Here is a 12787-nt window from a genome sequence, read left to right on the forward strand (position 1 = left end):
CATGCATATCGCTCTCTGGCTGCTTGCTGCGGCACTGCTATTGACCGGCACCGGTCTTTGGCTGTGGCAGCGCGCGCAACAGCGTTCTCAGCAGGATGTCAGCGCCGCATTCGTGAACCGGCAGCTGCAAGGGATGCAGCAGGCCCAGAAAGAGCCGCAGGACACGAACCAGGTTGCACCCCAGTTGCAAGTGTCGATAGAAGCATTGCGCCATTTCTTCCTGCGCGCAGGGATTCAACATCCAAGCGGCAAGCTGTATTTGCAGTTGCTGCTGCCCGGGATTGGCCTGACGCTGCTGGCATTGATATTGGGCGGCGGATTGTCGGCTATCGGAACGCTGCTGTTGTACACGATGCTGGTGTATTTTTATTTCTGGCTGCGGATCGCCAAATTGCAGCGGACCATGCTGCGGCAACTTCCGGGATTCCTCGATACCCTGGTGCGCCTGGTCACGATAGGCAACAGCATCGGCTCGGCCTTTCAGACCGGCATCTTGAGCACCGAGGGGCCGTTGCGGATGGTCCTGGACCGCGCAAACCGACAAGTGCAGGCCGGCGTTGAGCTGGAACATGCGCTGCGCTTGCAGGCAGCGATTTACCGATTCAAGGAGCTGGATCTTGTGGCTGCGGTGATTGGCGTTTCATCTCGCTTCGGCGGCCGCTCCGATCTTGTCCTGGAGCGCATGGCAGCTTTCATGCGCGACCTGGAGCATGCGCAGAATGAATTGGCTTCGTTGTCCGCAGAAATTCGTTTGTCAGCCTGGATCATGGGCATTTTGCCTATCGCTATCGGTATTTTCCTGATCATCTTTAATAACAATATGTTTGCAAACATGTGGCAAGACCCGGTTGGGAAAAACATGCTGATTGGTGCGGTTGTGCTGGAAGTAGTCGGCAGCTACGGCTTATATCGGCTGGCAAAAACGGTGTAGCAAACAATGGATTCCAAGCGTTACATGAAGCGGGGATAAAGTGAATTCGACACAACATACGTTGATCATCCTGGCGGTCCTGCTGCTGGCCAGCGCTTTGCTGCTGATGGGCGGAGCGTTGCTGGCGAGAGCCTGGCGGCTGAAACGCAACCTGGCCACCATTGATGAAAAGATCGCATCCCATGACCGCCCGGCTGCTACCGCCAATATCAGCGCCAAGCCGACATCCTGGCGCGACCAGTTGGTAGCGGCTGGCGCCGGTTGGCTTGATACGCCTTTAGGGCGTCAGCTGGTTGCGGAAGAAGATCGCCATCTGCTGGATCAATGCAATGTCAATGACATGCGCGGCAGATCTCTGTTTTTCCTGGCGCGAGTAGTGCTTGCCGTCAGTTTGCCCCTGCTTGGTTTTTTATTGTTTGATCGCGGAGGATGGCTTTCGCTACTGCTGATTCTTTTTTTCGGCATCGCCCTGGGATACATGCTGCCGAAATGGATCATGCGGAGCGTCGCGCACAAGCGCCAGCGGCTGGCGGCCGAGGAACTGCCTTTACTGATCGACTTGCTGCGCCTGTTGCAAGGCGTGGGTTTATCGGTCGACCAGAGCCTGCATGTGATTGAAAACGAATTCGGAAATGTGCTGACGGTGCTGGGCGAAGAACTGGCGATCGCCAGCCGCCAGTACAGTACAGGACGCAGCCGGGAACAATCGATGCGGCGATTTTCCACGGTATTCGATAATGAGGACTTGCATGCGGTTTCGCGCCTGCTGGTGCAGGTGGAGCACCACGGCGGCGCGGTGCAGGAACCGCTCAAGCAGTTTAGCGAACGGATCCGCGAGCAGCGCAAGCTAGACATGAGAGAAAAGATCGGAAAACTAACCGTGAAGATGACAGGGGTCATGGTGTTGACCTTGCTGCCGGGACTGCTGGTGATTACCGGCGGCGTAGGTTTCCTGGCGGTGATCAGGGCCCTGTCAAGAATGGGAGCAAGTGCATGAAGATTTTTGATATGCGCCCGAACACGGGTAGCCACAAGGCACGACACCGGGCCTGGTTCTCGTTGTCAGCCATCGCATTGGCCTCGGTGCTGGCGGCCGGTTGTGCAAGCAATTCGGCCAAGTTGTACGCGCAACAGAATGAAGCGGCACAGCTGCGGCAGCAGGCGGAAGAGAAGGCGCCTACACCCGACAACAAAGGCATGTATCTGGGTTTGATCCGGCAGATGCAGGAACAGGGCATGTATTTTGCGTCGCTGGCGCATATTGACGCCTACGAGCAGCAAAACGGCAGCACGCCGGAAGTCCAGCGTTTGCGCGCCGACGCTTTGCGCGAAACCAGGCAGGCAGCGGCAGCGGATGCGGCGTATCGCAAGCTGCTCAATTCGACTGAAGCGGGTGCAGCCTGGCACGGACTGGGTCTGCTGGCGGCGCAGAGCGGCGATTACAGGAATGCGGTTACATCGCTGCGGGAAGCGGTAAAACGCGAGCCGACCAATCCCGTGATGCTGAGCGATCTTGGTTATGCAATGCTGCGCAGCGGCGATGTCGCCAGCGCCCGCGTGCCATTGGCGCAAGCTGCGGAACTGGCGCCGGACAATCGCAAGATGATAGGTAACCTGGCGCTGTTGCTGCTGGTTTCCGGCGATGCAGAAAGGGCGCGTGCCGTGATGGACAAGGCAGCCCTGTCTGCGGACAGCCGCGCCGCAATCTATCGCCTGTCCGCGGAAATCGGCCAGCAGCAGCCTGTGGTGGTGGCGGTAAATGGTTCTGCCGACGGGACAAAAACCTTCAGCAGCGGATCTGCGGTTACACCCGTTAAAAAAACCAATCCGGCGCTGCCTCCTGCGACACCGTTCCAGTCGATGCTGGATCGATTTGGCAATGGCGGCTGAACGTCATGCAATTCAATTTTTGCCCAAGAGGTCGACAAATGAAAGCGCAAGGAATCTTCGGTCCATACATCCTGTTGCTGGTCGGCTCTGCATTGTTTGCAGGTGCTGGGATCGTGCATGCGCAGAATATGGCGCCGCTCACCGGCAAACTGCTGCAAGAGCCCGGCGTTGCCGCCAACACTGCACCGGCACCAGCGGCGCAGCCTGCAGTGGTCAGCGCGCCAGCAACGGTTCAACCGCCTGTTGCCGCGGCCCAGGCCGTTGCACCCGTACAGCCGTCGCAAACCTCGGCGCAGGCCGGCCCGGAAACCAGAATACGCATAGGCGATGTCACCCATACTTTATTGCAGGCGCAGGCCGACGGCCGTGTCGCAGGCCCCCGCCTGCCGATGCTGGGGGCGACAGCGGATGTCAGCTGGCAGCGTTACCTGGATAGCTTCAGGTATCCGCTGCCCGAATTCTTTAAAAAATCGGTATCGAAGGAAGGTTCAAATTGAACACTTCCATACGGATAACCATGACAAAGCAACGCTAACCCGCATGAATGCATTTCTTGCCACCATGGTTGATTATTCCTCAGCTGCGCTTCCGCGGCAGCGCGAGGTGCGTCGCCATGGCGGTTCGATAATAGTGATGGTGGCGATATTTTTATCCATTGTCTTCATTTTGGCATCGTCGATCGACATCGGCTATGTGTTTTACATGAAGCGCGATTTGCAAAAAACAGCCGACCTGGCGGCGCTGGCCGGAGCGCTGCAGCTGGCCACTACACCCCCGCTGGGCAATCCGGCAACATGTGTATCGACCGATAAGGCGGTGCTGGCGGCCATAGGCAACGCTCAGGCCAATGGCTTTGCGACAACCGCTCCTAACCAGATGTCAAATGCCATCACGGTAACCTGCGGCCGCTGGGATCCGGTCGCCAATGCGGCCCAGGCGCCAAACTATTTTGCTGCTCCGGTTGCCGGGACCAGCCTGAATGCGGTGAAGGTAGTGGTTGCACAGACCGTGCCTGCATTTTTTGGTTTGGGTTCACGCACCATCAGCGGCCAGGCGATTGCTTCCGGCAGCAATCCAACAGCGGCATTTTCTCTGGGGACAGGGCTGCTCTCTCTATGTACTCCTGACGGTTCGTTATCTGCGCTTCTGCTCAACGGTCTTCTAGGCAGCAATATCTGTTTGTCTTTGGTTTCGTACAACGGATTGCTTGGAGCGCAGGTTTCGTTATTGCAAGTGCTGGCAAACCTCAATGTGGATGTCGGCACGATTGATCAAGTGGCAAACGCCCAAGTAACCTTGGCGCAACTCGTCAATGCAACCATACAGGCTCTTTCGCCAACCCAGATAGGGAATATAGATTTGGCTGCTTTGCAGACGGAATTGCTGAAATTGACAACTGGAACATTAGGTAATGCGAAACTGACCATCGGTAGTATTTTGAACTTGGTTGCGGCTAATGGAGTTGCTGCATTGGATACGCAAATTAATGTTTTGGATTTGTTGAGTGTTGGCACTTTGCAGGTCGCCAACAAGAATAATTTTCTTGATTTAGGGGCAAGCATACCTGGAGTCGCTGGGCTGAGATTAAAATTGATTGAGCCGCCGCAGATGGCTATCGGTGGCAAAGGTGCGGTAGCAACTTCGGCCCAGTTGCGACTGAATCTCAACCTCAGTGTACCGGGATTGCTTAATCTCCCGCTTTACGTTGATCTTGCTCCGGGCAAAGCCACACTCAACAGTTTGCAGTGTAGTGCACCTCAAAGCGCTACATTTGATGTACAGACGGGTCTGGCCGAAGTTTGTTTGGCGAACGGGCAGACTGACACTAGTGTGCCATTAACGTCTTGTCCTGACGTATCTAAACCGGCAAATCAGGTCAACGTAATTAGTATTCTTGGTATTCCGACGGTGAGCCTCGGAATCAACGCTTCCTTGTCCAATTCCAGTACGCCGGTGACATTGAATGCGCCGTTTCCGAGTAGCAAAACTGTGAATTCTTCCTTGAGTAGCATATTAGGGGGAGTTCTCAAGCCTGGGAACTTTGTTTTTGGAGGACTCCTCAGTTTATTGAATCCGATTTTAAGCGCTCTGGATATTCTATTAAATCCTATTTTGTCCCTTGTTGGCGGCATTCTTGATTCGCTGTTCTCGTCATTGGGACTCGGCGTTGGGCAAAGCACACTCAAAGTCTCTTCTATCAGCTGCGGTAACGTGAAACTGGTTTATTGAATTGTATGATGAGAATGCTGTGATAACAAAATCGATGTATGTCAGATCGTCCTGCCTACGCGAATTTTGAGCGATAAAGACAGAAAAGAAATAACCATGCAAAACAAACCTTTGCAAGAAAGTCTCGATATATACATCTGGGAAGGCAAGTCCGATATTGCCGACCGGATTTCGCAATGCCTGGCGAGTTTCGATATCGAGGTGATCCGTGCCGACGGCATGGCGGTGACGCGCGACCAAGTAGCGTCGCGGCCGTCGCTGGCGGTGATTTCGGTGACGGTGATCGAGCAGGCCGAGTTTTCCGCAGACGCCTGGCAAAAATCGCATGGCATGCCGGTGATCTGGGTGGCTGAAGTAGGGCGCGCCGCCAATCCGCGCGTGTATCCGGTCGAGTATTCGCACATCCTGATGCTTGACTTTACCTGCGCCGAATTGCGCAAGCTGGTGTTCCGCCTGGCTTCCGAGCTGCATGCTAGCACCGGCGCCGATCGCGCGCCGCAGCCGCTGATCGCGCAATCGGAAAGCATGCAGGCCCTGGTGGCCGAGGCCGAGGCCTTTGCCGATTGTGAATCAAGCGTGCTGATCATTGGCGAGACCGGCGTCGGCAAGGAACGCATCGCCCAGCTTTTGCACCAGCGGCACGGCCGCTACCGCCATGGGCCGTTTGTCGCCGTCAACTGCGGCGCCATTCCGGACGGCTTGTTCGAGTCGCTGTTTTTCGGCCATGCCAAGGGCGCATTCACCGGCGCCTTGCTGGCGCACAAGGGCTATTTCGAGCAGGCCGACGGCGGCACCTTGTTCCTTGATGAAATCGGCGACTTGCCCTTGTACCAGCAGGTCAAGCTGTTGCGTGTGCTGGAACAGAGCACCGTCACCCGGCTCGGTTCGCAAACCGAGGTCAAGCTGGATTTCCGGCTGGTGGCGGCGACCAATCGCAACCTGCGCGAACAGGTGCAGCAAGACATGTTCCGCGCCGACCTGTATTACCGGCTGGCGGTGATCGAACTGCGCGTGCCTAACCTGGAAGAGCGCGGCAGGGTCGACAAGATTGCGATTTTCAGTACCTTGCTGGCGCAGACCTACGAGCAGATCCCGCAACCGCCGGACTGGCTATTGGAACTGGTGGCGGCGGCCAAGTTCGCGGGCAACGTGCGTGAACTGCGCAATGTGGCGGAGCGGGTCGGCATCATCTACCGTCAGCTGGGCGTCTGGGACCGGGTCCGCATCGACCGAGTGTTCGACAAGCTGGGCACCCTGGAGCGCGTCAACGAGGGCAGCGACCTGACGGCGGTGCGCAAGAAATGGGACCTGGCCGAGCGCAGCCGGATTCTCTCGGTGCTGGACGCCAACGGCTGGCGGCGCCAGGATACCGCACATGCGCTGGGCATCAGCCGCAAGGTGTTGTGGGAGAAGATGCGCAAGTTCCAGATTGCCGATACGGAGGCAGTGGGCGAGGCTGAGTAATCACAATAAGTACACAAATAGATGTGATAAATTGACAACGATGGTGGTTTAGGTAAAAACAATGCCCAGTAACAACAGGATTGCAGATAAAATTGCCTACATGCTGTCTAATATCGACTAAATTAATGTTAGCGAAGGGAATCAGGGGATGAATGTAAATGTACGCAATGCAGTCCGCGGTTTGGGGCTGGGGATGCTCATTGCCGGTTTATCGGTCAACGCCTTGGCGCAGCCGGCGCCCGCCAGTTCCGCGCCGACCGCCGTTTCACCTACTCCGCCCACTGCCCCTCAGCCTGCGGCCAACAGCACCATCAGCGAATTGCAGCAATTGATGCAGAGTCAAAGCATCAGCGAGATGCGCACTACCTACAACGGCAATTACGGCGCCAGCCTGCTGTTCAAGCCGGAGAGCCGTACTTATTATGTCGCCCTGTTCCAGCAAAAGAATTTCTGGCGTGTCGTAAAAACCCAGTCGGATGGGCAAGCCGAGCAGATCTACAAGAGTTTTGTCGGCCAGACCGAAAAGCTGGCCGAGGTGGATATCCGCCGCATCAAGCTGGAAGCGGAGAAGACCTACACCGAACAGCTGATTGCAGCCCAGGAAACCCGCCTCAACGCCTTGCAAAACGATCTCGTGGTGCAGCAGCAGCAGGAACAGAACGTTAGCGTCCAGCAGGACCAGGCGCGCCAGCAAGCGCAGCTGCTGAGCAACAAGCAACAAGCGGCTCGCAACGAGTTGCGCGGCTTGCAAAACCGTATCCGCACGCTGGAAGCCCAGCAGACCATACTGGATAACAGCAATTACGGCGACGCCAAGACCAGCAAGAAATAATCCGGCGGCGCATGCCGCGGCAGGAAATACATCGGGACGCGAACATTGGACGCATCCCGATTTTTTTTTGCCTGGCAGTTCTGTCTTCTTCCATCAGGCGCCCGGCGCGCATGGATTTGCGTTTGTCGTGTCTTTTATATTTCACGTCGCCTGCCTACAATCCGCGTCAAATCATCAATCCCACAATGCCTTGCCGACTCCGGTACGTCTTCGGACACGAATGCAGATCATTTGAGGGGGAATGGTATGGCGAACAACAAGGCAAGAATGTGGTGGGCTGGTCTTACACTATGCGCGGCGTCCTGCCTCGCTCAGGCGGAAATCGTACTGGACCACTGGCCCGCGGCAGCGGCCGAGAAACTCAAGACGGCCATCACAGCTAACGCCAACCAGGGCGCGTTCGCCGTGTTCGATATGGACAACACCAGCTATCGCTACGACCTGGAAGAGTCGCTGCTGCCCTTCATGGAAATGAAGGGCTTGATAACGCGAAACAAGCTGCCGGCGTCGCTCAGGCTGATTCCATTCAAGGACACGCCGCAGTTCAAGGAAAGCCTCTACAGCTACTACCAGCGCCTGTGCGAGATCGACGATCAGGTTTGCTACCCGTGGGTGGCGCAGGTGTTCGCGGGCTTCACATTGCGCGAACTGAAAGTGCAAGTCGACCAGCTGATGGCATATGGCAAACCGATCCCTGTCAGGTATTACGAAGGCGCCGAGCTCAAGTCGAGCGAGGTGAAAGCGCCCCGGCTGTTCACCGGCATGCGCGAGCTGTACCAGGCCTTGATGCAGAGCGGGATTGAGGTCTACGTGATCAGCGCCGCCAGCGAGGACCTGGCGCGCATGCTGCTGGCCGATCCCAAATACGGCTATAACGTCAAGCCGCAGAATGTGATCGGCGTCAGCATGCTGCTGAAGAATCGCAAGACGGCTGAAGTCACCACGGTGCGCAAGCTGGTGACCCAGGGAAAATACCAGCCCGATGCGCTGCTCGATTACGAGCTGACTCCGGCCTTGTGGGCGCCGCTCACCTGGTTCCAGGGCAAGCCGGCAGCGATCAGCACCTATATCGATGAATGGAAACGTCCGATCCTGGTGGCCGGCGACACGCCGGTCAGCGACGGTCCGATGCTGTTCCACAAGACCGATGTCGAGAAGGGTGGGGTAAGGGTCTGGGTCAACCGCAAGGACAAATACATGCAGCAGCTGAACGGCATGCAGCAGCAGAATGCCGCACGCCAGAAAGAGCTCGGCCTGCCGGTCACGGCCGACAAGAACTGGATCGTCGTCACCCCCGACGCCATTCAATAAATCCATCCCGGAGAACACATGAAACTACGCTTCCTGTTGGGCGGCTGCGTCGCCGCCCTGGCCAGCCAGACGACCTGCGCCCAGTCGTCGGTCACCTTTTACGGCCGTATCGATACCGCCATCCGTTACAGCACCAACCAGAATATCGCCGGCGATAAATTGCTCGAACTGACGTCCGGCGGCGCCAGCGGCAGCCGATGGGGCGTGAAGGGCAGCGAGGACCTGGGCGGCGGGATGAAGGCGGTTTTCACGCTGGAGAACGGCTTCGAGCCGGATACCGGCAAAGCTGCCCAGAGCGGGCGCCTGTTCGGCCGCCAGGCCTGGGTCGGCTTGTCGGGCAAGCTGGGGACATTGACCGTCGGGCGCCATTACAGTCCGGTGTATAACGTCGAGTTTGCCAATGAACCGTTCGGCTGGGCCAATGTCTACGAATCGGGTTTCATCTACGACAATTACACGGGCGGCAACCGCTGGGACAATTCGCTGTTTTACCAGTACAAGGTGGGGCCGGTGTCGGGTTCGCTGATGTACGGTTTCGGCGAACAGGCCGGCAGCAACCGCAACGGCAACAAGCTGGGCGGCAGCCTTGCCTATGAGTTCGGGCAGGCTGCCGTCAGCGCCGCCTACCAGCAGACCCACGATGCCCAGGGCGTGGCCGATCACAAGGTATGGACCGCCGGCGGTTATTATCCGATCGGTGCGTTGAAGCTGTTTCTCAGTTACCTGAACCACCGCAGCGACCTGACGCCGCAAAAGAACGATGTCTGGGCGACCGGCGCTTCATATGCGATGACGCCGGCGGTGGAGCTGTACGGGGGCTTTTATTACGATCGCCAGCGCGAGCAGGACGGCAATAAACGTACTGTGGTGGGCATGTTCAACTACAAGTTATCGAAGCGCACCAATGTCTACCTGCAGGCCGATTACAGCAAGGTCGACGCAGGCTATGCCAGCAATGTGTTTGACGTCTATGCTTTTCCAACGACCAAGGACGCCAGCGGCGCCGTCACCGATTTCATCAAGTCGCGCGCTAGTGTGATGGCGGGTGTGCGTCACCAGTTCTGACGATATTGTTGACGCAAAACAAAAAGGCCTCCATTTCTGGAAGCCTTATGTCTGTTGGTGCAGAGAACCGGAATCGAACCGGCACGCTGTCTCCAGTGCGGGATTTTGAGTCTATAGTTTCAACATTAATAATCAAAGGGTTGCGCTAAATATTGTTCCGCAATTTTAGATATATTGTCCTTCGAATAGCCAACATTGACGCGGGTGTTGATGGAATTGCGGAGCAATATATTCGCGTAAACGACTTGCGAAATATTTCGTTTCTTTTATTTATCGAAGCGTCATCCACTCCCTCATAATAGCTACTGATTGAGCCAAAGTGTTGCACTAGACAATCGGGATATGAGGCTAAAGATGAGCGAACTCGAGCAGAATGGTGGCGCAGCTAGGAACCCAGTAAAGTGTCGGCTATGTCTCGGCAACGTTTGCGATGTTGGTCCGTTGCGCCAATCTCACATCATTCCGCGTTTTATTTTCCTCAAATCTAAATCACCGAAAGGAAGAATGATTGTCCACGATGGTGGAGCGGATCCGGCCTATCAGTCACAGGAGGATTGGAAAGAACCGATGCTTTGTGCCAGCTGCGAACATAGAATAAAAATAAACTTCGAGGACTATTTAAAAGATATTTTATATCCCAGAAAGAAGAATTCAATTCTCGTCGATGGACCAGATTCGATCCGAATTGCGGCCAAGGCTGATCAATTAGCCCTTTCCCTTCTGAGTATTTTCTGGAGAGCAGTGGTGTCAACCCTACCCGAATTTACGTGGGCCGTCGTGCCGCACTACATTGAGGAGGGTCTTCGATTATGGATTTTTGGAAATACAATACCTGCCAATTGGCAAAAACTAGTATTGGTTAAAGTCGTACAAATTAAAGCCGACAATGATCAGGTCATTGCTTTTTTGATGAGACCATTTTCTCGTAAAAAGAATGATCAGACTTTTGATTTCGTCTATATTTGTGGCGGCTACTGCGTAGTTTTCACTATCCCGCCTCCACTAAATCACACTTTTCATCGGAGCGACGCGTTGCGGCCGGGATCCCGGATAGTCCGAATTCGGAAAGTTTCTTACAAGATGATCCCCGAACTGAAGAAGGCAGTTGACGAGATGCTTAAAGCCGGACTCCGAGGAAGCGTCTCAGTCGAGTGAGATGATCAGTGAGATGATCAATTGAATAGTGACGAAAATTGAAGGATGTTAAATGGCGAAAATCGGGCGTAATGATCCCTGCCCATGCAAGAGCGGGGAAAAGTACAAAAAATGCCATGGTTCCGTTGAACATCTTGATCGTATTGCCCGTGTGATGGAAAGTGTGCCTCACGTTCTGGCGCAAGCGGATGCTGCAAAGGTTCAACGGGAGCGTCAGCAGGGATTTGGCGCCCCCATCATATCGGCTGAATTGAATGGGACACGTATGGTGGCTGTGAGAAACCGGCTATTTCAGTCGAGAAACTGGAACACTTTTCATGATTTTTTAATTGAATACATCAAAGCAACAATGTCCCCTGATTGGTGGAAGGGGGAGGTCACAAAACCGTTAGAACAGCGGCACCCTATAACCCATTGGTACCAGAAGGTTTATGAGCATTCGCGAAAATTCATCACTGAACCTGGGAAGGTGTCTAGCGGCCCGTTGACCGGAGCTTACGCGGCCTTTTTACAGCTTGCATATGATCTCTATGCACTTGATCATAACGTCGAGCTTCAGGAGAAACTTTTAGGCCGTTTGAAGAACCTCGATAATTTCGAGGGTGCCAGATATGAGGTATCCGTCGCGGGAATGTTAATACGAGCTGGATTCCTGTTGGAGTTTGAGAACGAAGATGACCGTAGCTCAACACACTGCGAGTTTACGGCTACGTACAAGAAAACCGGTAAGAAATTCTCGGTCGAGGCGAAACGAAGAGGGGCGGAGATTCGACCCCGTTTGATTCGATTGCTACAAGGCGCGTTAAGAAAAAAGGCAAACTATCAACGGATTGTCTTCATTGATATCAATATGCCGGATGATGCAAGGGATGAATCCCTGCCCGCGTTTATGGCAAGCGCCCGCGACCGTCTGCGAATGTACGAACGAACCGATCCGGCATCGAAATTGCTTCCATCAGCGTATATCCTGGTTACGAATTCTCCTTTTCAGCATCATCTAGATCAAGATGCTCCACGGTCAATTGTGTTAACTACCTCGTTTCACATACCTGAACTAAGTGAAGGTTGGAAATTTGATACATTGCGCCAGGCGATTACCGTCAGGGACGCACACGTTGAAATGCTCGATTTGATTCAGTCAATGCAGGATCATTCAGAAATCCCCGCAACCTTTGATGGAGAAATCCCCGAATTTGCATTTGGAGAAAACAAGCACAGATTGATAGTTGGTGAGCGGTACGAATTGCCAAACAACGACGGAGGTCTTATTGTTGGAACTTTGTCTTCGGCTGAGGTGATCGAACAGGAAAAGACCGCGATGTGTGTGATGACTCTTGAAGAAGGCAGCGTTGCGCTCTGTAAAATGCCATTGTCAGATTTGGAGATGGCAGCGTGGCGCAGGCATCCGGATACCTTTTTTGGAGTTGTCGGACAGCGCAATACAAGAGTAAATAATGCGCTTGAGATGTATGATTTTTTATTCAGAACCTATCAAAAAACGTCAAAGGACAAGTTGATTGAATTCATGGCGCCTGTCATGGATAAGGCGATGCTGGTTGATTTAGATCAGCCGACGTTGGCAAGCATGTATTGCGAGCGAATGGCGATTTCAGCGATGGCAAACGTGTCCCAGCGCGAGTCGACAGTGAGTAATCGTGATGATGTCGTCTTATAAGGCGATGGCTCTTAAGTTCGAATTACGAAGTCTAGGCGCATATGACAACATGCAAATTGCGGAGCAAGCGCTGATTTGCGGAGCAAAACAAAAAGGCCTCCATTTCTGAAAGCCTTATGTCTGTTGGTGCCGAGAGCCGGAATCGAACCGGCACGCTGTCTCCAGCGCGGGATTTTGAGTCCCGTGCGTCTACCTATTCCGCCATCTCGGCAACGCGTCCGCTATTATGACTGGT

11 protein-coding genes and 1 tRNA gene are annotated in these 12787 nt (G+C 54.6%); 11 read left to right on the forward strand and 1 reads right to left on the reverse strand.

What is annotated here, in order from left to right:
• Position 1: 1 nt before the first annotated feature.
• From CFU_RS04450 to CFU_RS04500, 11 genes are all read left to right on the forward strand, one after another.
• Entirely contained in the window at positions 2–931 is a 930-nt protein-coding gene (locus CFU_RS04450) for a type II secretion system F family protein (RefSeq protein ID WP_014004846.1), read from the forward strand.
• Between the two features lie 40 nt (positions 932–971).
• Complete coding sequence (locus CFU_RS04455; protein ID WP_014004847.1) at positions 972–1928, forward strand: type II secretion system F family protein; 957 nt, start codon at positions 972–974, stop codon at positions 1926–1928.
• Complete coding sequence (locus tag CFU_RS23175) at positions 1925–2821, forward strand: tetratricopeptide repeat protein (protein ID WP_014004848.1); 897 nt, start codon at positions 1925–1927, stop codon at positions 2819–2821. Before CFU_RS04455 ends, CFU_RS23175 begins: the two co-directional genes overlap by 4 nt.
• A gap of 38 nt (positions 2822–2859) precedes the next feature.
• The gene (locus CFU_RS04465; protein WP_041741287.1) at positions 2860–3318 is read left to right on the forward strand and encodes a DUF3613 domain-containing protein; all 459 of its coding nucleotides are present in this window, start codon (positions 2860–2862) and stop codon (positions 3316–3318) included.
• A gap of 43 nt (positions 3319–3361) precedes the next feature.
• A complete protein-coding gene (locus tag CFU_RS04470) occupies positions 3362–5050 on the forward strand; it encodes a TadG family pilus assembly protein (RefSeq protein ID WP_014004850.1) in 1689 nt (562 codons plus the stop codon).
• A gap of 96 nt (positions 5051–5146) precedes the next feature.
• On the forward strand, positions 5147–6514 hold the full coding sequence (locus CFU_RS04475) for a sigma 54-interacting transcriptional regulator (protein ID WP_041741289.1): 1368 nt from the start codon (positions 5147–5149) through the stop codon (positions 6512–6514).
• A 148-nt stretch (positions 6515–6662) separates the two neighbouring features.
• Positions 6663–7346 (forward strand): DUF2968 domain-containing protein, encoded by a 684-nt coding sequence (locus CFU_RS04480; protein ID WP_014004852.1) that lies wholly within the window; start codon positions 6663–6665, stop codon positions 7344–7346.
• Positions 7347–7592: 246 nt separating this feature from the next.
• Positions 7593–8657, forward strand: a complete 1065-nt coding sequence (locus CFU_RS25110; RefSeq protein WP_274377024.1) for a haloacid dehalogenase-like hydrolase — start codon at positions 7593–7595, stop codon at positions 8655–8657.
• Positions 8658–8675: 18 nt separating this feature from the next.
• Positions 8676–9722 carry a porin gene (locus CFU_RS04490; RefSeq protein ID WP_014004854.1) on the forward strand — a complete coding sequence of 349 codons (1047 nt, stop codon included), beginning with the start codon at positions 8676–8678 and terminating at the stop codon, positions 9720–9722.
• A 354-nt stretch (positions 9723–10076) separates the two neighbouring features.
• Positions 10077–10877: a hypothetical protein gene (locus CFU_RS04495; RefSeq protein ID WP_148264758.1), complete on the forward strand. Its 801-nt coding sequence runs from the start codon at positions 10077–10079 to the stop codon at positions 10875–10877.
• 52 nt (positions 10878–10929) lie between these two features.
• Entirely contained in the window at positions 10930–12552 is a 1623-nt protein-coding gene (locus CFU_RS04500) for a YecA family protein (RefSeq protein ID WP_014004856.1), read from the forward strand.
• A gap of 124 nt (positions 12553–12676) precedes the next feature.
• On the opposite strand, the gene CFU_RS04505 is transcribed toward CFU_RS04500, so the two are convergent.
• A tRNA-Leu gene (locus CFU_RS04505) sits at positions 12677–12763 on the reverse strand.
• Positions 12764–12787: the final 24 nt, after the last annotated feature.

It is taken from the genome of Collimonas fungivorans Ter331, from assembly GCF_000221045.1.
Classification (GTDB): domain Bacteria; phylum Pseudomonadota; class Gammaproteobacteria; order Burkholderiales; family Burkholderiaceae_D; genus Collimonas; species Collimonas fungivorans_A.